20 protein-coding genes are annotated in these 19,535 nt (G+C 61.1%); 11 read left to right on the top strand and 9 right to left on the bottom strand.

Going from position 1 to position 19,535, the window contains the following annotated elements:
• Positions 1-109: 109 nt before the first annotated feature.
• The 3 genes from ampC (at position 110) to sthA (ending at position 3,927) form a co-directional block, all read left to right on the top strand.
• Positions 110-1,273 (top strand): class C beta-lactamase, encoded by a 1,164-nt coding sequence (ampC, locus tag AACY45_RS06485; protein WP_339544692.1) that lies wholly within the window; start codon positions 110-112, stop codon positions 1,271-1,273.
• A 26-nt stretch (positions 1,274-1,299) separates the two neighbouring features.
• Positions 1,300-2,322, top strand: coding sequence for an FAD:protein FMN transferase (locus AACY45_RS06480; RefSeq protein ID WP_339544691.1), 1,023 nt, complete (start codon positions 1,300-1,302; stop codon positions 2,320-2,322).
• A 210-nt stretch (positions 2,323-2,532) separates the two neighbouring features.
• Positions 2,533-3,927: a Si-specific NAD(P)(+) transhydrogenase gene (gene sthA, locus AACY45_RS06475; protein ID WP_095082288.1), complete on the top strand. Its 1,395-nt coding sequence runs from the start codon at positions 2,533-2,535 to the stop codon at positions 3,925-3,927.
• A 42-nt stretch (positions 3,928-3,969) separates the two neighbouring features.
• Here the strand turns inward: sthA and AACY45_RS06470 are convergent, their stop codons facing one another.
• Both AACY45_RS06470 and AACY45_RS06465 read right to left on the bottom strand, forming a co-directional pair.
• Positions 3,970-4,692, bottom strand: coding sequence for a glycerophosphodiester phosphodiesterase (locus tag AACY45_RS06470; protein WP_339544690.1), 723 nt, complete (start codon positions 4,690-4,692; stop codon positions 3,970-3,972).
• Positions 4,693-4,705: 13 nt separating this feature from the next.
• On the bottom strand, positions 4,706-5,287 hold the full coding sequence (locus AACY45_RS06465; RefSeq protein ID WP_339544689.1) for a PilZ domain-containing protein: 582 nt from the start codon (positions 5,285-5,287) through the stop codon (positions 4,706-4,708).
• 94 nt (positions 5,288-5,381) lie between these two features.
• On the opposite strand from AACY45_RS06465, the gene AACY45_RS06460 reads away from it, so the two are divergent.
• The 3 genes from AACY45_RS06460 (at position 5,382) to AACY45_RS06450 (ending at position 8,631) form a co-directional block, all read left to right on the top strand.
• Positions 5,382-6,632 carry a lipoprotein-releasing ABC transporter permease subunit gene (locus AACY45_RS06460; RefSeq protein ID WP_339544688.1) on the top strand — a complete coding sequence of 417 codons (1,251 nt, stop codon included), beginning with the start codon at positions 5,382-5,384 and terminating at the stop codon, positions 6,630-6,632.
• A 7-nt stretch (positions 6,633-6,639) separates the two neighbouring features.
• Positions 6,640-7,323 carry a lipoprotein-releasing ABC transporter ATP-binding protein LolD gene (lolD, locus tag AACY45_RS06455; RefSeq protein ID WP_339544687.1) on the top strand — a complete coding sequence of 228 codons (684 nt, stop codon included), beginning with the start codon at positions 6,640-6,642 and terminating at the stop codon, positions 7,321-7,323.
• 63 nt (positions 7,324-7,386) lie between these two features.
• Positions 7,387-8,631 carry a lipoprotein-releasing ABC transporter permease subunit gene (locus tag AACY45_RS06450; RefSeq protein ID WP_339544686.1) on the top strand — a complete coding sequence of 415 codons (1,245 nt, stop codon included), beginning with the start codon at positions 7,387-7,389 and terminating at the stop codon, positions 8,629-8,631.
• 42 nt (positions 8,632-8,673) lie between these two features.
• Here AACY45_RS06450 and AACY45_RS06445 read toward each other — a convergent pair whose 3' ends face one another.
• Together AACY45_RS06445 and AACY45_RS06440 are read right to left on the bottom strand one after the other, a co-directional pair.
• The gene (locus tag AACY45_RS06445; RefSeq protein WP_339544685.1) at positions 8,674-10,035 is read right to left on the bottom strand and encodes a heavy metal sensor histidine kinase; all 1,362 of its coding nucleotides are present in this window, start codon (positions 10,033-10,035) and stop codon (positions 8,674-8,676) included.
• Entirely contained in the window at positions 10,035-10,715 is a 681-nt protein-coding gene (locus AACY45_RS06440) for a heavy metal response regulator transcription factor (RefSeq protein WP_339544684.1), read from the bottom strand. Before AACY45_RS06440 ends, AACY45_RS06445 begins: the two co-directional genes overlap by 1 nt.
• Positions 10,716-10,870: 155 nt before the next feature.
• On the opposite strand from AACY45_RS06440, the gene copI reads away from it, so the two are divergent.
• On the top strand, positions 10,871-11,416 hold the full coding sequence (gene copI / locus AACY45_RS06435; RefSeq protein WP_339544683.1) for a copper-resistant cuproprotein CopI: 546 nt from the start codon (positions 10,871-10,873) through the stop codon (positions 11,414-11,416).
• A gap of 61 nt (positions 11,417-11,477) precedes the next feature.
• Positions 11,478-12,308 (top strand): NADPH-dependent 7-cyano-7-deazaguanine reductase QueF, encoded by an 831-nt coding sequence (gene queF / locus AACY45_RS06430; RefSeq protein ID WP_339544682.1) that lies wholly within the window; start codon positions 11,478-11,480, stop codon positions 12,306-12,308.
• A 210-nt stretch (positions 12,309-12,518) separates the two neighbouring features.
• Here queF and AACY45_RS06425 read toward each other — a convergent pair whose 3' ends face one another.
• Both AACY45_RS06425 and AACY45_RS06420 read right to left on the bottom strand, forming a co-directional pair.
• Entirely contained in the window at positions 12,519-12,782 is a 264-nt protein-coding gene (locus AACY45_RS06425; RefSeq protein ID WP_339544681.1) for a DUF4404 family protein, read from the bottom strand.
• A 123-nt stretch (positions 12,783-12,905) separates the two neighbouring features.
• Entirely contained in the window at positions 12,906-13,526 is a 621-nt protein-coding gene (locus AACY45_RS06420) for an HAD family phosphatase (RefSeq protein ID WP_339544680.1), read from the bottom strand.
• A 191-nt stretch (positions 13,527-13,717) separates the two neighbouring features.
• Here AACY45_RS06420 and AACY45_RS06415 point away from each other — a divergent pair, with 191 nt between their 5' ends.
• The 3 genes from AACY45_RS06415 (at position 13,718) to rssC (ending at position 16,405) form a co-directional block, all read left to right on the top strand.
• Positions 13,718-14,407, top strand: a complete 690-nt coding sequence (locus AACY45_RS06415; RefSeq protein WP_339544679.1) for an MlaA family lipoprotein — start codon at positions 13,718-13,720, stop codon at positions 14,405-14,407.
• 334 nt (positions 14,408-14,741) lie between these two features.
• The gene (gene rssB / locus AACY45_RS06410; RefSeq protein WP_339544811.1) at positions 14,742-15,926 is read left to right on the top strand and encodes a two-component system response regulator RssB; all 1,185 of its coding nucleotides are present in this window, start codon (positions 14,742-14,744) and stop codon (positions 15,924-15,926) included.
• On the top strand, positions 15,923-16,405 hold the full coding sequence (gene rssC / locus AACY45_RS06405; protein WP_339544678.1) for an anti-sigma factor antagonist RssC: 483 nt from the start codon (positions 15,923-15,925) through the stop codon (positions 16,403-16,405). Before rssB ends, rssC begins: the two co-directional genes overlap by 4 nt.
• 117 nt (positions 16,406-16,522) lie before the next feature.
• On the opposite strand, the gene tal is transcribed toward rssC, so the two are convergent.
• From tal to AACY45_RS06390, 3 genes are all read right to left on the bottom strand, one after another.
• Positions 16,523-17,449 carry a transaldolase gene (gene tal, locus AACY45_RS06400; RefSeq protein ID WP_339544677.1) on the bottom strand — a complete coding sequence of 309 codons (927 nt, stop codon included), beginning with the start codon at positions 17,447-17,449 and terminating at the stop codon, positions 16,523-16,525.
• A 177-nt stretch (positions 17,450-17,626) separates the two neighbouring features.
• Positions 17,627-18,628, bottom strand: coding sequence for a tRNA dihydrouridine(20/20a) synthase DusA (gene dusA / locus AACY45_RS06395; RefSeq protein ID WP_339544676.1), 1,002 nt, complete (start codon positions 18,626-18,628; stop codon positions 17,627-17,629).
• Between the two features lie 106 nt (positions 18,629-18,734).
• The gene (locus tag AACY45_RS06390) at positions 18,735-19,196 is read right to left on the bottom strand and encodes a hypothetical protein (protein ID WP_339544675.1); all 462 of its coding nucleotides are present in this window, start codon (positions 19,194-19,196) and stop codon (positions 18,735-18,737) included.
• Between the last annotated feature and the right edge of the window lie 339 nt (positions 19,197-19,535).

The following is a 19,535-nucleotide window of genomic DNA, read 5'->3' as shown; positions in this document are numbered from 1 at the left end:
GCAGATGAAAACGCCCCGACAGTGTCGGGGCGTTTTTGTTTGTGCGTGGGAGGCAAAATGCTAGGTTGGGCGACTTTCGCCCCCCGACAGAACACTGAGGACGACTTTGATGCGCCTGATCCGACTACCCCGTGCCGCGTTACTTGCACTGACCTGCGCCGCGTCTTTCGCGCCGCTTACTGTGGCGAGCACTGAGCGCCCGGCTATCGATACGGTGGTGCAAGAGGCTGCGCAAGCGCTGATGCAGCAGTACAACATTCCCGGGCTGGCCATTGGGTTGTCCGTAGACGGCCAGCAGCGCTTCTACAACTTTGGCGTAGCCTCCAGGGACACGCAGCGCAAGGTCAGCAGCGATACGTTGTTCGAGATCGGCTCGATCAGCAAGACGTTCACCGCCACCCTGGCGACCTACGCGCAGGTCAATGGCCAACTCTCACTCGCCGACCACCCGGGCAAGTACCTGCCGCAACTGGCCGGCAGCCCGTTCGACCGGATGTCGCTGCTGAACCTGGCGACCCATACCGCCGGCGGCTTCCCGTTGCAGGTACCGGATCAGGTGCAGGACACCCCGCAACTGCTGGAGTACTTCAAGGCCTGGCAGCCGTCCTATGCGCCAGGTGTCCAGCGTACCTATGCCAATCCGAGTATTGGCGCATTGGGCATGATCACCGCGATCAGCATGAAAGTGCCTTACGCCCAGGCGCTGGAGGGCCAACTGTTTCCTGGGTTGGGCATGACTAACAGCTACATCGACGTACCGGCGAGCAAGCAGGCGCTCTACGCCCAGGGCTACAACAAGCAGGACGCGCCCGTGCGGTTGAATTCCGGGGTGCTGGGTGATGAAGCCTATGGGGTGAAAACCTCTTCCGGCGATCTGCTGCGGTTTGTCGAAGTCAACCTGGGGGTAATCCCGGTCGCGGCAAACCTGCGCAGCGCATTGCTGGAAACCCACAAGGGTTACTTCCAGGTGGGCGCCATGACCCAGGACCTGATCTGGGAGCAGTACGACTACCCCGTAGCCCTCGACACGCTGATCGAGGGTAATGGCGACAAGATGATCTACGACAGCCACACCGTTACCGCAATCAACCCGCCCCAGCCACCCAAGGCGGCTTCCTGGATCAACAAGACCGGCTCGACGGGTGGTTTCTCGGCTTACGTGGTCTTTGTGCCCGAGAGGAAACTGGGCATTGTGATGCTGGCGAACAAGAGTTATCCCAATGAGGCGCGGGTACGCCTAGCGTATCGGATTCTCAGTGAACTGGAGCGCTGAAAGGGGTATGGGCGGGAGCTTTCCAAATGGCGCGTAGGGAGTGGAGGTGCTCGGCCGGGCTGCTGTTGGTCGCCGCCCTGACCGGCTGCGGCAACGGCGACTCCCAGGAAAAATTTGCCGGGCCGACCATGGGCAGCAGCTACTCGATCCAATACGTTCGCCATGGGCGGCTGCCCGGGCCAGCGCAGGTGCGCCAGCAGGTGGAGGTCATACTGGCCGAGGTGGATCGGCAACTGTCGACCTATCGCAGCGATTCCGATATCGAGCGCTTCAATGCGTTGCCGGCCAATAGCTGTCAGCCGATGCCGGCAGCGGTCCTGCAACTGGTCAAGGTCGGCGAACAGCTGTCTCGCGCAAGCGAAGGGGCCTACGACTTGACGGTCGGACCGCTGATGAACCTCTGGGGCTTCGGCCCGCAGGCGCGCACCTTGCAGGTCCCCAGTGAGCAAGCGCTGGCACAGGTGCGTCTGCGAGTCGGCTACCACCACCTGCGGATCGAGGGCGAGCAACTGTGCAAGGACGCGCCGGTGGAGGTCGACTTCGACAGTATTGCTGCCGGCTACACCGTCGACCGGATTGCCGCGGCATTGGATAACATGGGCATCACCCGCTATCTCGTCGAAGTCACTGGTGAACTCAAGGCCGTCGGCACAAAACTCGACGGCACTCCCTGGAAGATTGCCCTGGAGGAACCCCGTGACGACCAGCAGGTGGTGGAGCGGGTGCTGACGCTGGACGGCTATGGGGTCTCGACCTCGGGCGACTACCGCAACTATTTCGAGCAGGGCGGGCGACGCTATTCCCACACCTTCGACGCCCGTTCCGGGGCACCGGTGCTGCATGACCTGGCGGCGGTAACGGTGGTTGATCGGCAAGCGCTGATGGCTGATGGCTGGTCGACCCTGTTGCTGATCCTGGGGCCGGAGCGTGGTCTGGAATACGCAGAAAAACACGCGATTGCAGCTTTTTTTTTGATGCGCACCGATACCGGTTTCGTCACACGCAGCAGTCAGGCTTTTATCCGCCTGAGTCGGCAAAACCCCCAATGAATCGGGCCCCGATCCCAGGTGCGACTGGCGTTGTAGTGCAGGCAAAACTAGCCTACGACGCGACCAAGGGTTAATGTGCGCGGCGTTGACGCTTCTATAGACTGTTCCTGGGTTTTCGACTGACCCCAAATTGTTCCTTCATGCCGCATGGCCGGCGTGATTTAGCCGCAGGTGCCAACGGGGCGCCGCGGCCTGTTCTGAGGAGTACGCATGGCTGTCTACAACTACGACGTGGTGGTGCTGGGTTCCGGCCCGGCGGGAGAAGGCGCGGCAATGAATGCCGCCAAGGCAGGGCGCAAGGTGGCGATGGTCGATAGTCGTCGCCAGGTCGGCGGCAACTGCACTCACCTGGGCACCATCCCGTCCAAGGCGTTGCGGCACTCGGTCCGGCAGATCATGCAGTTCAACACCAACCCGATGTTCCGGGCCATTGGTGAGCCGCGCTGGTTCTCGTTCCCGGACGTGCTCAAAAGCGCCGAGAAAGTCATCTCCAAGCAGGTTGCCTCGCGCACCGGCTACTACGCGCGCAATCGGATTGACGTGTTCTTTGGCACCGGCAGCTTCGCTGACGAGCAGACCATCGAAGTGGTCTGCGCCAACGGCGTGGTTGAAAAACTGGTGGCCAAGCACATCATCATCGCCACCGGCTCGCGTCCGTATCGCCCGGCCGATATCGATTTCCACCACCCGCGGATCTACGATAGCGACACCATCCTCAGCCTCGGTCACACCCCACGTAAACTGATTGTCTACGGTGCTGGCGTGATCGGTTGCGAGTACGCCTCGATCTTCAGTGGCCTGGGTGTACTGGTAGAGCTGGTGGATAACCGTGGTCAGTTGCTGAGCTTCCTCGACTCGGAAATCTCCCAGGCCCTGAGCTACCACTTCAGCAACAACAACATCACCGTGCGCCACAACGAAGATTACGATCACGTTGAAGGCGTGGACAACGGGGTGATCCTGCACCTCAAGTCCGGCAAGAAGATCAAGGCCGATGCCTTGCTCTGGTGTAACGGCCGGACCGGCAACACCGATCAACTGGGTCTGGAAAACATCGGGGTCAAGGTCAACAGCCGTGGCCAGATCGAAGTCGATGAGAACTACCGCACCTGCATCCAGAACATCTATGGCGCAGGCGATGTGATCGGCTGGCCGAGCCTGGCCAGTGCCGCCCATGACCAGGGTCGTTCGGCCGCTGGCAGCATTGTCGACAACGGCAGCTGGCGTTTCGTCAACGACGTACCAACCGGGATCTACACCATTCCGGAGATCAGTTCGATCGGCAAGAACGAGCAGGAGCTGACTCAGGCCAAGGTGCCTTACGAAGTCGGCAAGGCGTTCTTCAAGAGCATGGCGCGGGCGCAGATTGCCGGTGAGCCACAAGGCATGCTGAAGATCCTGTTCCACCGGGAAACCCTGGAAGTGCTGGGCGTGCACTGCTTCGGCTATCAGGCGTCGGAGATCGTGCACATTGGCCAGGCGATCATGAACCAGCCGGGCGAATTGAACACCTTGAAGTACTTCGTCAACACCACGTTCAACTACCCGACCATGGCCGAAGCCTATCGGGTAGCTGCGTACGATGGCCTCAACCGGCTTTTTTGAGCGGCTCCGGCCGGTGGCCTGAGCCGGCCGGGGAGACCGATTTCAGCAATTCTCGAGAGTGGCAATGGCCAAACCGGGAAAGTCTGTAATCAGGCTGTCAACGCCGAAATCAGCGAGCCTGCGCATCAGCGCGGGTTCGTTGACGGTCCACACTGATACATGCAGGCCCTGACGCTGCGCCTTCTCCAGGCGTTCCGGCGTACACAGGGTCCAGTTCAGCGCCAGAATCTCACAGCCATAGCTTTGCGCGACCTTCAATGGGTCGAGCCAGGCGTATTCGGCCACCAGTCCCCGTGACACATCCGGCACCAGGTCCAGCGCCGCCTTGAGCACTTCCCGCGAGCTCGAGGTGATGGTGACTTTGTCCAGCATGCCAAAACGCTGGGCCATTTCGCGAATCGCCAGCACGGTGGTGGCGGCGCGGGTGCGTGAAGCGCTTTTGACTTCCAGTTGCCAATGGTCGAAGTCGCACTGTTCGAACAGTTGCTCCAGGGTCGGGATCGGGCAGGGCTTGATCCAGCCCGGTCCGCCCTTGCGCGCGTCGTAGGTCACCAGGTCTGCCGCCTTGTGCTCAACCACCTTGCCGCGGCGGTCGGTGGTGCGCTTGAGCGTCGAGTCATGGATGACCATCAGCTCGTTGTCCATGGACAGGTGCAGGTCCAGTTCGCAGCGACGCACGCCATGCTTGAGGCATTGCTGGAAGCTGCTCAGGGTGTTTTCCGGTGCTTCGCCTTTAGCGCCGCGGTGGCCGTAGATGAGGGTCACGGTTGTTCCTTAATTAATTGCCGGATTCGGTGAGTTCGCGCGCCAGGCGGCGTTCTTGGGCCTGTCTTTGCAGGATATAGCGTGCCAGCAGTTGGCGCTGGGCATCGCTCAAGTGTTGGAATTCGGTGCCGACGTCAAAACGGCCGTCCTTGGCATCGCAATGAGTGACTCGGGCGCGTACCAGCAGGCCCAGGGCCTGGGGCATGAGCACCAGTTTGATCGAAAGGTAGCTGCCGGGGGCGAGCGGGGTCGGATGCTGGAAGTCGAAGCCGCCTTCGGAAAGGATCACCGGTTGTGGTTCGCCGATCTGGCCGAGCACTGTCAAGGCCACCACCTGGCTGAGCAGGTCGATGCGTTTGTTCAGCGCTTTCAGGTAGGCGGCCGTGTTGCGATCGCGCTCGCTGATCTGGCGCAGCAGGTGCTGGGATTCGAATTCGCTCAGGTGCAGTTCACTGAGCAGATTGAACAGCGGGGAAGCATCCTGCAACACTTCCTCGGCCGTGGCGGCGGGGCCCGTCAGGGGCTGAATTTCCAGTGCGATCCTGTCCTCGATACGGTAGTATTCGCGGCGATCTTCTTCATCTAATGTCGACATGGCGAACCCATGGTAGCGGCGGTGGTCTGAGTGTAAAGCTGGTTATCGACCCCCGCCACAAGGACGTTCCTTTTCCCTCCGAACAAGCCCCGACATGTTCAGACCTCTCTTCGTATTTATCGGTACGCGTTATACCCGTGCCAAGCGGCGCAATCATTTTGTGTCGTTCATTTCCCTGACTTCGATGATCGGACTCGCCTTGGGCGTGGTCGTGATGATTGTGGTGCTGTCGGTGATGAACGGCTTCGATCATGAGATGCGCACCCGCGTGCTGGGCATGGTGCCCCACGCGACCATCGAGTCCGGTGAGCCGATCAGCGACTGGCCGAGCCTGGCCGCCAAGGTCAAGCAGAACCCGCAGGTGGTGGCCGTTGCCCCCTTTACCCAGATGCAGGGGTTGCTGACCAACAATGGCCAGGTCTCCAAGGTGCTGCTCAATGGCATCGACCCGGCGCTGGAGCGCCAGGTCTCGATCATTGATAACTTCATGCAGCAGGGCAAGCTCGACGCCCTGGCGCCCGGCAGCTTCGGCATTGTCATTGGCGACAAGGCGGCGGCCAAGCTCGGGGTGGGCATCGGCGACAAGCTGACCTTCGTCGCGCCGGAAGTCACCGTGACCCCGGCCGGGATGTTCCCGCGCATGAAGCGTTTTACCGTGGTCGGCATCTTCCATGTCGGCGCCGGTGAGATCGACGGCTACCTGGGTGTCACCAACCAGCAGGACTTGTCGAAACTGCGTCGCTGGAAGCCGGACCAGATCCAGGGCCTGCGCCTGAAATTCGATGACCTGTTCCAGGCCCCGCGCGCGGCCTGGAACATCGCCCAGCAATTGGGCGATGACCGTTTCTACGCCCGTGACTGGACCCGCACCCACGGCAACCTGTACCAGGCCATCCGCATGGAAAAAGCCATGATCGGCCTGTTGCTGCTGCTGATCGTCGCCGTGGCGGCGTTCAACATCATTTCCACGCTGGTGATGGTGGTCAATGACAAGAAGGGCGACATCGCGATCCTGCGCACCCTGGGGGCTACGCCGGGCACCATCATGGCGATCTTCATGGTCCAGGGCACGGTGATCGGTGTGGTCGGTACGGCCATCGGCGCGCTGGTGGGGATGTTTGCCGCGCTGAATGTGAGCGCGGCGATTTCCGCCCTCGAAGGCCTGATCGGGCACAAGTTTCTCAATGCCGATGTGTACTTCATCGACTACCTGCCGTCGCAGTTGCAGGCTCAGGATGTGTTGATGGTCTGCGGCGCGGCGTTGGTCCTGAGTTTCCTCGCCACCCTGTATCCAGCCTGGCGTGCCGCGCGCACCCAGCCGGCGGAGGCGCTACGTTATGAGTGAGTTGGGCATGAGCGAAAAAGCAATCTTGAGTTGCCGCAACCTGGGCAAATCCTACGAGGAAGGCCCGGAGTCGGTGGAGGTGCTGGCCGGTCTGCAACTGGAGTTGCATCCGGGCGAGCGCGTGGCAATCGTCGGGACTTCGGGTTCGGGCAAGAGTACCTTGCTCAACCTGCTGGGCGGGCTCGATACGCCGACCCAGGGCAGTGTCTGGTTGGCCGGTGAAGAGCTGTCGGCACTCAATGAAAAGAACCGTGGCTTGCTGCGCAACCGTTCGTTGGGTTTCGTCTACCAGTTCCATCACCTGTTGCCTGAGTTCACCGCCCTGGAAAACGTCTGCATGCCGTTGTTGATCGGCAAGACCGCGATCCCCGAGGCCCGCCAGCGCGCGACCGCCTTGCTGGAGCGGGTAGGGCTGGGGCATCGCCTGGAGCACAAGCCGGCCGAACTGTCCGGTGGCGAGCGTCAGCGCGTCGCTATCGCCCGTGCGCTGGTAAACAAACCAGGGCTGGTGATGCTTGACGAGCCGACCGGTAACCTCGACTCCCATACCGCGCAAGGCATCCAGGACTTGATGCTGGAACTCAGCACCTCGATGCGCACGGCGTTCCTGGTGGTGACCCACGACATGAACCTGGCGCGGCAGATGGATCGCGTACTGCACTTGCAGGAAGGTCGCCTGACGCCCATCTGATGCTTTGAAACCCGGTGCCTGAACAGGCGCCGGGTCTTTTATTTTTATACGGTGCCCCAGCGAATGTTCAGACCGCTATCGATCTTTATCGGCATGCGCTATACCCGCGCCAAGCGCCGCAATCGTTTTGTTTCGTTTATCTCGATGACCTCGATGATCGGCCTCGCCCTGGGCGTGTTGGCGATGATCGTGGTGCTGTCGGTGATGAACGGCTTCCAGCGCGAAATGAGCTCACGGATTCTCGGCATGGTGCCCCACGCGACCATCGTTGGCGTCAAGCCGATCGACGACTGGGCGCCGGTGGCCGCCGCCGCGCTGAAAAATCCCGCCGTGACCGCTGCAGTGCCCTTCACCGAGATGGAAGGCATGCTCTCCTACAAGGGCTCGATGCAGCCGATCCAGATCAGCGGCGTCGACCCAGCCCAGGAAGGTAAGGTATCGATTGTTGCCCAGCACATCGTGCAAGGGCGCCTGGATGACCTCAAGCCCGGCGAGTTCGGGGTGGTGGTTGGCGAAATCACCGCACGGCGTTTTCGCTTGAATGTCGGCGACAAGATCACCCTGATCGTGCCGGAAGTCAGCAGCGCGCCGGGAGGTATCACCCCACGCATGCAACGCCTGAATGTGGTGGGGGTGTTCAAGGTGGGGGCCGAACTGGATGGTTCGATGGCCCTGATCCATGTGGCCGATGCCGCGCAAATGCAGCGCTGGGCACCCAACCAGGTGCAAAGCGTGCGCCTGGCGGTGACGGACTTGTACGCCGCGCCCCAGGTGTCGGCGGCGATTGCCGGCAGTCTGGGGGCCGGATACAAGGCCGATGACTGGACCCACACCCAGGGCAGCCTGTTCAGCGCCATGAAAATGGAAAAAACCATGATCGGCCTGTTGCTGCTGATGATCGTCGCAGTGGCGGCGTTCAACATCATCGCCACCCTGATCATGGTGGTGAACGACAAGGGCGCCGACATTGCGATCCTGCGCACCATCGGTGCCACGCCGCGGCAGATCATGGCGATCTTCATGGTCCAGGGTACGGTGATCGGTATCGTCGGGACGCTGATTGGTGGCGTCCTCGGCGTGATCGCGGCGCTCAACGTCAGTGCGTTGGTGGGCTGGGTGGAGCGCGTCAGCGGCCAGCACATCTTCAGTTCTGACGTGTACTTTGTCAGCAACCTGCCTTCGGAGTTGCAGGGCGGCGACGTGCTGTTGATCTGCTCGGCCGGCTTTATCCTGAGCTTCCTGGCCACGGTCTACCCCGCTTGGCGCGCGGCGAAGATCGAGCCGGCGCACGCGTTGCGGTATTCCTGATCCCCCAGTCTGTAGGCGCAGAGCTTGCTCCTACAGACGGGCTCAATTACCTCTTGGCAGCTCGATCACAAAGCGCGTCCAGCCCTGGGCCGATTCGCAACGAATGGTCCCGCCATGGGCACGGATGATTGACTGGGTAATCGCCAGGCCCAGCCCCGCATGTTCACTGCTGCCTTCACGGCGCGCCGGATCGGCCCGATAAAAACGGTCGAACAGGCGCGGCAACAAGGCAGCGGGAATGCCTTCGCCGGTGTTGGCAATAGTCAGGTGCAACCCCTGCGCCTCATCAACTATCTGCATCTGTACTTCACCCAGGGGTGGAGTAAAGCGCAGGGCATTGTCCAGCAAGTTGGACAGTGCCCGGCGCAGCATGCTGCGGTCGCCGCTGATGGCGGCTTCGCCCTGGCGGGTCAGGCGGATCTGCGCGTCCTCGGCCAGAGGCGCGTAAAACTCCAGCAGCGCATCCGCCTCTTGCGCCAGTTGCAGCGGTTCACGCCGGGGCATCAACAAGCCGTGGTCAGCCTTGGCCAGGTACAGCATGTCGTTGACCAGTTGCGCCATCCATTGCAGTTCCTCGAGGTTGCTGTGCAACGCTTCGCGGTAGTCCTCAAGGTCCCGTGGACGGGTCAGGGTGACCTGGGTGTGGGTCAGCAGGTTCGACAGGGGCGTGCGCAGTTCGTGGGCAATGTCGGCGGAAAACGCCGACAGCCGCTGGAACGAGTCGTCGAGACGCCCGAGCATGGCGTTGAACGCATGGGCCAGTTCGGCCAGCTCGGCGGGCATCTGCACTTCCGGTAGGCGTTGGGTCAGGGAGCTGGCGGACACCCCGGCCGCCACGTCACTCATGCGCCGCAACGGACGCAAGCCACGGCGCGCCGCCCAGGCGCCGAGCAAGGCTGTGGCCAGTGCCGACAACCCGACCGTCAGCCAGATCAAATGCTGCATGCGCTGCAGAAAGTGCTGGTGGTGGGTGATGTCGAGCATCAGGGTCAGTTGCGCACCGTCGGAGCGTCCTGGCGTCAGTGGTGCGCTGTAGACCCGGTAGGCGGTGCCGGCGCTGTGCAGGCTGGACAGGCCGGGCAGGGTGGGCAAATCACCTGGCAGATTGGCGGCGCTGTCGAACCACACGTGGCCATCGGCACCGCGTACCCGCAGCGTGAGGTCAGTCTGGTGCTTCATTTCTTCCTGCAGCCGGGCTTTACGCTGGACAAACAGTGCCGGCTCGTCGGCGCCTTGCAGGGCGCTGCGCAGGGCCACCAGCTTGCTGTCCAGCAGTTGCTGGTCCAGCTCAATGAAGTGGGTTTCGCTGGCACGACTGAACAGCACGCCGGCGAACAGCGAGACCACCGCGGTGCACGCGGCAAACAGCAGGGCCAGGCGACTGCTCAGGGACAGGCGGGGCATCAGGTTGGACGCTCTTCAAGCACATAGCCCATGCCGCGTACGGTGTGAATCAACTTGTTGGGGAAGTCATCGTCGATTTTCAGGCGCAAACGACGGATCGCCACCTCGATGACATTGGTGTCGCTGTCGAAATTCATGTCCCAGACTTGGGAGGCGATCAAGGATTTTGGCAACACTTCGCCCTGGCGGCGCAAGAGCATTTCCAGCAGGGCGAACTCCTTGGCGGTCAGGTCCAGCCGTTGGCCGTTGCGTTCGACCCGGCGGCGGATCAGGTCCAGGCGCAGATCCGCCAGTTGCAGGGTGGTTTCCTGCGGGGCCGCGCTGCCACGGCGCAACAGGCTGCGCACCCGGGCCAGCAGCTCGGAAAAGGCGAAGGGCTTGACCAGGTAATCATCGGCGCCCAGTTCCAGGCCATGCACCCGGTCCTGCACCGCGTCCCGGGCTGTCAGGAACAGCACCGGCACGTCCAGGCCGGCACTGCGCACCGCGTGCAGGATCTGCCAGCCGTCGCGGCCAGGGAGCATCACATCGAGAATCAGCAACCCATACTCCCCACTCAACGCCCGTTGCTGGCCCGTCATGCCGTCGGCCACCAGTTCGGCGTTGAACCCGGCCTCGGTCAGGCCCTGGCGCAGGTAGTGGCCGGTTTTCGGTTGGTCTTCGACGATCAGCAGTTTCATGGGCGGCTCGGGGTAGAGGGGACACTAGTGTTATACCGTGGCGTGCGCTCAGCCAGCTCAACCTGACAAAGTTGTAATCAACTCGTCAGTTGCCTGGCAGCGGCGCACCCTTAGAGTTTCCCACAAGCTGAACCTTATCTTGTGGGAGTGTGATCATGTTTTTCGGTAAATCCTGGGTGCTGGCCGGCTGCTTGCTGGTACTGAGTTCGCCGTTGCTGGCTGCGCCGGCGCAGACTTACGCCTTCGGTGCGCCCGCCCCGGCGGCCAAGGCGACGCGCACGGTGGAGATTGTCATGGGTGATATGACGTTCGATCCCAAGGCCCTGCAGATCAAGGCCGGTGAGACCGTGCGTTTCGTGTTGATCAACAAGGGCCAGTTGCTGCACGAGTTCAACCTGGGTGACGTGGCGATGCACAGCCAGCACCAGGCCGAAATGCTCAAGATGCAGCAAAGCGGCCAGCTCACCCCGACGGCCATGAAGGCGCCGGCCATGGATCACGCGGCCATGGGCCACGGCTCGATGGCGGGCATGGACCATGGGGCGATGCAGCACGATGATCCCAACAGCGTGCTGGTGGAGCCGGGCAAAACTGCCGAATTGACCTGGACCTTCACGCAGGCGAGCAACCTGGAATTCGCCTGCAACATCCCGGGTCACTACCAGGCGGGCATGGTCGGCAAACTGACGGTCAGTCAGTAAGCACTCAAAGGCGGGAGCAAAGGCTGGTAGAATCGGCTGATTCTTCAGTCAGGTTTCCGCCATGCATCCCGCAGCCGAACACTCGCCGCTGGGCAAATCCAGCGAATACATCGCCACGTACACACCGTCCCTGTTGTTCCCCATCCCGCGCACCGCCAAATGGGCCGAGCTGGGGTTGACGGCCGACACCCTGCCGTACAAGGGCGTGGATTTCTGGAACTGCTTCGAACTGTCCTGGCTGCTGCCGTCGGGCAAGCCGGTGGTGGCCATCGGTGAGTTCAGCATCCCGGCCGACTCACCGAACATCATTGAGTCCAAGTCGTTCAAGCTGTACCTGAACTCGTTGAACCAGACGCCGTTCGCCGACACCCAGGCCCTGCAAGCCACCCTGGCCAAGGACCTCTCGGCGGCAGCGGGCAAGCCGGTGGGCGTGCGCATCCGTAGCTTGGGCGAAGTGCAGGCCGAAGGTGTGGTGGCCCTGCCGGGGGTGTGCATCGACGACCTCGATATCAGCGTCAGTAACTACGAGCATCCCCGCCCGGAACTGCTGCGTTGTGATGAGACGCGCATCGTCGAGGAGAGTGTGCACAGCCATCTGCTCAAATCCAACTGCCCGGTCACCAGTCAGCCCGACTGGGGCAGCGTGGCGGTGGAATACCGTGGCGCGGCGCTGGATCACGCCAGTCTGTTGGCGTACCTGGTGAGCTTTCGCCAGCACTCGGACTTCCACGAGCAATGCGTGGAGCGGATCTTCCTCGACCTGCAGCGCTTGCTGAAGCCGGAGAAATTGACCGTCTATGCGCGTTATGTGCGCCGTGGCGGACTGGACATCAACCCGTACCGCAGTACCGAAGAGGTGCAACTGCCCAACCACCGCCTGGTTCGCCAGTAAGCACTGGTAGGGCACCTCCCGTAGCAGCTGTCGAGCGCGCGAGGCTGCGTTAGAGGACGCAGTCCTCGCCACGGTGTCGTGGGGCCTTGGCGTCTGCTTCGCAGCCGAACGCAGCCTCGTGGGCTCGGCTGCTGCTACAGGGGTTGTGTACCACTCAAGAAACGAAAAAGCCCCGCTATTGTCAGCGGGGCTTTTTTGTATTCGTGTGGATCAGATCCCGATGTTGCCCAGGGTCTGCACAATGTTGCGCAAGGTGGCGGCCAGTGCCGGGTGATCGAGCTCGAAGCGCTCCACGGCCAGGTTGACGCCATCGGCCAGGCTGCTGTCGTTGGTGGCGGGTTCCAGCTGCAGTTGGGCTTCGATCTGCTTCATCAGGTCCAGCAGGTGGTCACGTTCTTCGGGCGAGAGCGGTGGGTTCTGCTCCAGTTGCTCGCGCAGGGTATTGAGCTGGTCTTGCAGTTCGCGGGCAGGCATGGCTACTTTCCTTTTATCGATAGGCACTGGCATAGACCGCAGCAGTGTTCCAAAGGTCTACGTCTGACCTGTAGATTAATCCACTGGCGAGCGAAGTGCATGATCTTGATCAAGAATGATCGCTCAGGGCTTCTCGCCTTTGCGTCGGCGCAGGCCGATATCCGACAGGCAGGCATCGAGATCACTGAGGTGATCGATTACCGAATGCACGCCCAGTCCGAAGAGTTGCAAGGTGGCCTTGCCGCGCTTGAGCTCACGCTCTTGCCGGCTCAGGGCCTGCCATTCGTTGGGCGCCAGGCCGCACAGTGAGCCGCAGGATGCCAGGCCAATGGTCCACAACCCGGCATTGAGGCCTGATTGCAGCAGGCGCGGTTCACCGCTGACCAGCACGCAACCGTCCAGGCGATGAATGTTCAGCGCCATCAAGGATTGCCAGCAAGCATCGGGGGCTGGCCATGGGCTGACGTTCAGGGAGCGTGGGCTGGCAGTGATCCAGTCGGGTAGGTCGGCCGCCAACGACTGGCTCTGGTGCTGGGTCAGCTCATCCAGCCAGGCGCAGGGAATGCCCTGCAGCCGCAGCGACAACAAGGCTTGCTCGGCGCCAGGGGTCAATTGGCCATGGCGGCCGCAGTCGCTGCCGTAGAGTCGGGTCTGGGCGCCAAAATCCACCAGGCAGCCGCTCAGGCCAAAGAGTACGGCGGTGGGTTGGGGGAGGGCTTGGGGGTGTACCTGGACTTGGTGCATTTTGACATCCCTGAAATAACCAGAGAGGGTAGGCCTGCCTCGTGACAGTTGAGTGACACTTTCTTGACCGCGCGGGTGAGCGTGCAAGTCGGCGTAGGGCGTTTCCCTGAAAGCCGGCATCCGTCTTATACTAGCGAGCTTACCGCGTGGGTTTTGCGATCCGCGCCAGTACAATCCAAGGAGTTTCTGCTATGCGCTGGAGCAATTGCCTGGCTCGACTAAGTCTATTTGCCGGCGTTTTGTTGGTTCCGTTCGCTGCCCAGGCGGCCACCGAAGAAGATCCTTGGGAAAGCATCAACCGCCCGATCTACGCCTTTAACGATGTGCTGGACACCTACGCCCTCAAGCCTCTGGCTCAGGGCTACCAGTTCGTCACGCCGCAGTTTCTCGAAGACGGCATTCACAACATGTTCCGCAACATCGGTGACGTCGGCAACCTGGCCAACGACATCCTGCAGGTCAAGCCCCATGCGGCGGGCGTCGACACTGCACGCTTGTTGATGAACACCACCCTGGGCCTGGCCGGGTTCTTCGATGTGGGCACCAAGATGGGCCTGAACCGCAACGACGAAGACTTCGGCCAGACGCTCGGCTACTGGGGTATGCCCAGCGGCCCTTACGTGATGCTGCCGTTCCTCGGCCCGAGCACCCTGCGTGACGCGCCGTCCAAGTATGTTGACAGCTATGCCGAACCCTACCGCTACATGCACGACATTCCTGCGCGCAACATGGCGCTCGGCATGGGCGTGATCGATACCCGTGCCAGCCTGTTGTCGGCCGAGAAGCTGATCAATGGTGACAAGTACGTCTTTATTCGCAACGCCTACCTGCAGAACCGCGAATTCAAGGTCAAGGATGGCCAGGTCGAAGACGATTTCTGAGTCGGCGCTTCGATAACAGGAAGGCGGCCTTTGGGCCGCCTTCCTGGTTTTAGGGCGGGCGTTGCAACCTTCCATTTCGTTGCGAATTCTGCGGTTCTTATAACTCCCGGTGATTTGTACGGCAAAGACGCCTGATGACCATCGGCGTGAGCTTGAAACGCCTCGCGGATGGGAGTACCGTCTGCGCCTTAGAAGGGCACCTCTGATGAACATGTGTGTCGGGCGAATGCTCGAAAGCAGTGCAGCAGAGAGGCTAGAAAGCGAATCCAGTAGTGTGCGCCGGGCCAATCACCCCGCCAGCTACGCCAACCTAATTCTGGCGCCGTTTGCCCACATGCAAAAAACCAGTGCCACGCTGCTGATAATCGATGACGACGAAGTAGTGCGCGCGAGTCTCGCGGCCTATTTGGAAGACAGTGGGTTCAGCGTCCTGCAGGCCAGCAATGGACTGCAAGGGCTAGCGGTATTCGAGCAAAGCCACCCCGATCTCGTGATCTGCGATCTGCGCATGCCGCAGATGGGCGGGCTCGAACTCATTCGCCAGGTAACCGACCTGTCGCCGCAAACACCGGTGATCGTGGTGTCCGGTGCCGGCGTGATGAATGACGCGGTCGAAGCCCTGCGCCTGGGCGCGGCAGACTACCTGATCAAGCCGCTGGAAGACCTGGCCGTGCTCGAGCACTCCGTGCGCCGGGCCCTGGATCGCGCGCGTCTGCTCCTGGAAAATCAGCGGTACCGAACCAAACTTGAAACCGCCAACCGTGAGCTCGAAGCCAGCCTGAACCTGCTGCAGGAAGACCAGAACGCCGGTCGCCAAGTGCAGATGAACATGTTGCCGGTGAGCCCCTGGACCATCGACGAGTTCAAGTTCGCCCACCAGATCATCCCGTCGTTGTACCTGTCGGGTGATTTTGTCGACTACTTTCGGGTCGACGAGCGCCGGGTCGCGTTCTACCTGGCGGATGTTTCCGGGCATGGCGCGTCTTCGGCTTTCGTCACCGTGCTGCTGAAGTTCATGACCACGCGCCTGCTGTTCGAATCCAAGCGCAACGGTACCTTGCCGGAGTTCACCCCTTCAGAGGTCCTCGGCCATATCAACCGGGGCCTGATCAGCTGTAAGCTGGGCAAACATGTCACGATGGTCGGTGGAGTCATCGACGAGGAGACGGGTTTGTTGACCTATAGCATCGGCGGACACCTGCCGTTGCCAGTGTTGTACACGCCAGACAGTGTGGGTTACCTCGAGGGTCGCGGTCTGCCGGTGGGCTTGTTTAATGAAGCCACCTACGAAGACCACGTCATCAAGCTGCCGTCGGTGTTCAGCCTGACGCTGATGTCCGATGGCATTCTGGACCTTTTGCCAGAACCCACACTCAAAGAAAAAGAGGCCGCCTTACCACAACGGGTAAGATCGGCGGGCGGCAGCCTGGACGGTCTGCAGCAGGTTTTTGGATTGGCCACGCTAGGGGAGATGCCGGATGATATCGCCCTGTTAGTGTTGAGCAGGAATCTTCAATGAGTACCGGTAGAATCCAGTTCGCCGAGCAGGATGGCACCTTTGTCCTGAAGTTCGTCGGTGAAGTTCGCCTGACCCTGTGTTCGGCGTTGGATGCGACTATCGAGCGGATCTTCACCGCGTTGAATTTCAACGCGATCGTGATCGATCTGACCGAAACCCGTAGCATCGACAGCACCACCCTGGGCCTGCTGGCCAAGCTGTCGATCATGTCGCGGCAAAAGGTCGGCCTGCTGCCGACCGTCGTCACCACCCACGAAGACATCACCCGTCTGCTGGAGTCCATGGGTTTCGAGCAGGTGTTCAACATCGTTGATCGCCCAGTACCGTGCCCGGAGCGCCTGACTGACCTGCCTGACCAGGACCTGTCCGAAGAAGTGGTGCGGATCAAGGTGCTGGAAGCGCACAAGATCCTCATGGGTCTCAACGACTCCAACCGGGAAGCGTTCCATGACCTGGTAAACGCGCTGGAGCGGCACTGATCTTGTAGGGGCGAGCCTGTCCGGGAACCCAATTCCACGGGCATCTCCACTCCCAACGGCACACAAAAAAGGGCGAACCCAACCGGGTTCGCCCTTTTTGCATTGCGCTGATTGACCTTACAGCTTGGCCTGCAGCAACGCCTCCAGCTTCTCCTGGTCGCGGGCAAACTGACGAATGCCTTCGGCCAGCTTCTCGGTGGCCATCGCATCTTCGTTCGACGCCCAGCGGAACTGCGCCTCGTTCAGGCTCTGGCGCGCTTCTCCGGCATGGCCTGGTGCCAGTTGGCGCTCCAGCTTGCCGGTGTCGGCCGCCAGCTTCTCGATCAGGTCGGGGCTGATGGTCAGGCGATCGCAGCCCGCCAGTTGCTCGATCTGATTGAGGTTGCGGAAGCTCGCGCCCATGACCACGGTCTTGTAGTCATTCGCTTTGTAGTAGTTGTAGATGCGCGTCACCGACTGCACGCCCGGATCATCGGCGCCGCTGTAGTCGGTACCGTTGGCCTTCTTGTACCAGTCGTAGATGCGCCCTACGAACGGCGAAATCAGGAACACCCCGGCTTCGGCGCAGGCTACTGCCTGGGCGAAGGAGAACAGCAGGGTCAGGTTGGTCTGGATGCCTTCGCGCTCCAGCTGTTCTGCGGCGCGGATGCCTTCCCAGGTGGAGGCGATCTTGATCAGCACGCGGTCACGGCCGATGCCGGCCTTGTCGTAGAGTTCGATCAGGCGGTGCGCACGCTTGAGCATGGCCGCGGTATCGAACGACAGGCGCGCATCCACTTCAGTGGAAATACGCCCGGGAATCACTTTCAGAATCTCCCGGCCCACGGCGACCCCAAAACGGTCACTGGCCAGACCCACGTCACCCTTGCAGTCGGTGACGCTGGCGTTGAGCAGTTCGGCGTAGGCAGGAATCGCTGCTGCCTTGAGCAGCAGGGAGGGGTTGGTGGTGGCGTCCACGGGTTTGACGCGGGCAATCGCTTCAAAATCGCCGGTATCGGCCACGACGGTGGTGAATCGTTTAAGTTGTTCCAGCTTGGAAGTCATGGGTGTGCTCTATCCTGTGGGTCTGTTGACATTACCCGAGCGCTGACAGCCACTCAAGGGCGCAGATGCGTTACAACGGCCTGGGCGGCAACATCTGCAAAACAGATGTTTGAAAGGCCCGGCGCTATCCGCTAACTACGATGGCAAAACCGCCCACAGGTTCAACCGCGTCGACGACTAGCGGCCTTCCAGCAGGGCTGCCGCCTGATCGAGCAGGGCCAGTGGGTCCTTGGCCTTGTGGATGTCCACGGATAACAGCTGGCGAAACTTGCGCGCCCCCGGAAAGCCCGTGCCAAGCCCCAGGACATGCCGGGTGATGTGGTGCATCGCGCCGCCAGCCTCCAGGTGCGCGGCAATGTACGGGCGCATCTGCGCCAGCGCCTCGGCCCGGCTAATCACCGGTGCCGTGCTGCCAAACAGCTGCTGATCCACTTCGGCCAGCACATAAGGATTGTGATACGCCTCACGCCCCAGCATCACCCCGTCAAAGGTCGCCAGATGCTCATGGCAGGCCTCCAGCGTCTTGATCCCGCCGTTGAGAATGATCTCCAGCTCCGGGAAATCCGCCTTCAACTGTGCCGCCACGTCATAACGCAGCGGGGGAATGTCACGGTTCTCCTTGGGCGACAACCCTTCAAGAATCGCAATCCGCGCATGCACGGTAAAACTGGTGCAGCCGGCATCGCGCACCGTGCCGACGAAATCACACAACTGCGCGTAACTGTCGCGCCCATTGATCCCGATCCGATGCTTGATCGTCACCGGAATCGACACTGCATCGCGCATCGCCTTCACACAATCGGCCACCAACTGCGGATGCCCCATCAGGCACGCCCCAATCATATTGTTCTGCACCCGATCACTCGGGCAGCCGACATTGAGGTTCACCTCATCGTACCCATGCTCCTGCGCCATCCGCGCACAGGCCGCCAAATCCAGCGGAACACTGCCACCCAACTGCAACGCCAGCGGATGCTCAGCCTCGTTGTGCCGCAGGAAGCGCTCGTGATCACCGTTGAGCAGGGCACCGGTGGTGACCATTTCGGTGTAGAGAAGGGCGTGTTTGGAGAGCAGGCGGAGGAAGAAGCGGCAGTGGCGGTCGGTCCAATCCATCATGGGCGCAACGGAGAACCGACGAGAGAAAGCTGGGGAGATAGTTGATGCAGTTGAATGAGGCATGGGTATCTGAATCAGGAGGATGAGGCGGGGGAGGAGTTTATCAGGAATGGCGGGTGATGGGGTTGCGTCGAGGCGCCCGGGCGAGGCTCGTGGCGCCTGACACCATTTAACTGGCTACTGCGGGTGCCGGCAGATTATCCAGTGCGTTGCGGGCCTGGTAGTGGTCCTTGGAACCGAACCATGTGAGCAGGCCTGTCACCCCGAAGAACGTGAAAAGCCCCGAGATCGGGTAGCCCGATACATACAGGGCGATGGCTGGGAAAAACAGCACCAGCACACAGAACACCACCACTACGCCGGAGTTGACCATGGCGTACCACAGAGGGTTCTTGGACACTTCGCCATTGCTTTCCTGGACGGCATAAACAGTGTGCTTGCCAAGGGATTTAACGCAGGAAAGGCGTACGGTGTTGCCTGGTTTGATCATGCTGTCCAGATAGTTCTGGCAGCGGATGTGCCTGATACGGTTGCCGCCGATCTTGATGTACTCGTAATCGGTGACGGTGCCGTTTCTGATCACGCCGTTACCGGTTTCTTCGATTAAACCTTCAAATACTGCTACTGCCATTTTGCACCTAAGTGTTCAGTCAATAATTTGATGCTGCTACTGGTTGCTGCTGTGTCGACATGCCGGCTGCGTTAAGCAAGGCGGCAGGTCTGCTGATAGCGGCCGGGGTGGGGGTTCCCAACATGCTATGTGCAGAAGGATATGATGGCATATTGCCTTCTTTTCGCGGGCACACTAACCACTAGCGCTCGAAAAATCACTCATTATTTTTTCTGATGGCTCTAGGACGCTGGTTGTGGCTGGTTTTTCAGGTTCTGAATGCAAGCGTTGGGTAGCGGGGGGGGGCGGCTGGATTGATGGCCAGCCTATTCGAGAAGGCAAATCAGGCGAAAAGTTGTT

This window comes from Pseudomonas sp. RA_35y_Pfl2_P32 (assembly GCF_963970735.1).
Lineage (GTDB): Bacteria > Pseudomonadota > Gammaproteobacteria > Pseudomonadales > Pseudomonadaceae > Aquipseudomonas.
The sequence above is the reverse complement of the archived record's forward strand: the minus strand, read 5'-3'. Positions and strand labels throughout refer to the sequence as shown.

Excerpts from the sequence above, each read along its gene's own strand:
- ampC (WP_339544692.1), top strand. The coding sequence starts at position 110 with ATGCGCCTGATCCGACTACCCCGTGCCGCGTTACTTGCACTGACCTGC.
- AACY45_RS06480 (WP_339544691.1), top strand. The coding sequence starts at position 1,300 with ATGGCGCGTAGGGAGTGGAGGTGCTCGGCCGGGCTGCTGTTGGTCGCC.
- sthA (WP_095082288.1), top strand. The coding sequence starts at position 2,533 with ATGGCTGTCTACAACTACGACGTGGTGGTGCTGGGTTCCGGCCCGGCG.
- AACY45_RS06465 (WP_339544689.1), bottom strand. The coding sequence starts at position 5,287 with ATGTCGACATTAGATGAAGAAGATCGCCGCGAATACTACCGTATCGAG.
- AACY45_RS06460 (WP_339544688.1), top strand. The coding sequence starts at position 5,382 with ATGTTCAGACCTCTCTTCGTATTTATCGGTACGCGTTATACCCGTGCC.
- lolD (WP_339544687.1), top strand. The coding sequence starts at position 6,640 with ATGAGCGAAAAAGCAATCTTGAGTTGCCGCAACCTGGGCAAATCCTAC.
- AACY45_RS06450 (WP_339544686.1), top strand. The coding sequence starts at position 7,387 with ATGTTCAGACCGCTATCGATCTTTATCGGCATGCGCTATACCCGCGCC.
- AACY45_RS06445 (WP_339544685.1), bottom strand. The coding sequence starts at position 10,035 with ATGCCCCGCCTGTCCCTGAGCAGTCGCCTGGCCCTGCTGTTTGCCGCG.
- AACY45_RS06440 (WP_339544684.1), bottom strand. The coding sequence starts at position 10,715 with ATGAAACTGCTGATCGTCGAAGACCAACCGAAAACCGGCCACTACCTG.
- copI (WP_339544683.1), top strand. The coding sequence starts at position 10,871 with ATGTTTTTCGGTAAATCCTGGGTGCTGGCCGGCTGCTTGCTGGTACTG.
- queF (WP_339544682.1), top strand. The coding sequence starts at position 11,478 with ATGCATCCCGCAGCCGAACACTCGCCGCTGGGCAAATCCAGCGAATAC.
- AACY45_RS06425 (WP_339544681.1), bottom strand. The coding sequence starts at position 12,782 with ATGCCTGCCCGCGAACTGCAAGACCAGCTCAATACCCTGCGCGAGCAA.
- AACY45_RS06420 (WP_339544680.1), bottom strand. The coding sequence starts at position 13,526 with ATGCACCAAGTCCAGGTACACCCCCAAGCCCTCCCCCAACCCACCGCC.
- AACY45_RS06415 (WP_339544679.1), top strand. The coding sequence starts at position 13,718 with ATGCGCTGGAGCAATTGCCTGGCTCGACTAAGTCTATTTGCCGGCGTT.
- rssB (WP_339544811.1), top strand. The coding sequence starts at position 14,742 with ATGCAAAAAACCAGTGCCACGCTGCTGATAATCGATGACGACGAAGTA.
- rssC (WP_339544678.1), top strand. The coding sequence starts at position 15,923 with ATGAGTACCGGTAGAATCCAGTTCGCCGAGCAGGATGGCACCTTTGTC.
- tal (WP_339544677.1), bottom strand. The coding sequence starts at position 17,449 with ATGACTTCCAAGCTGGAACAACTTAAACGATTCACCACCGTCGTGGCC.
- dusA (WP_339544676.1), bottom strand. The coding sequence starts at position 18,628 with ATGCCTCATTCAACTGCATCAACTATCTCCCCAGCTTTCTCTCGTCGG.
- AACY45_RS06390 (WP_339544675.1), bottom strand. The coding sequence starts at position 19,196 with ATGGCAGTAGCAGTATTTGAAGGTTTAATCGAAGAAACCGGTAACGGC.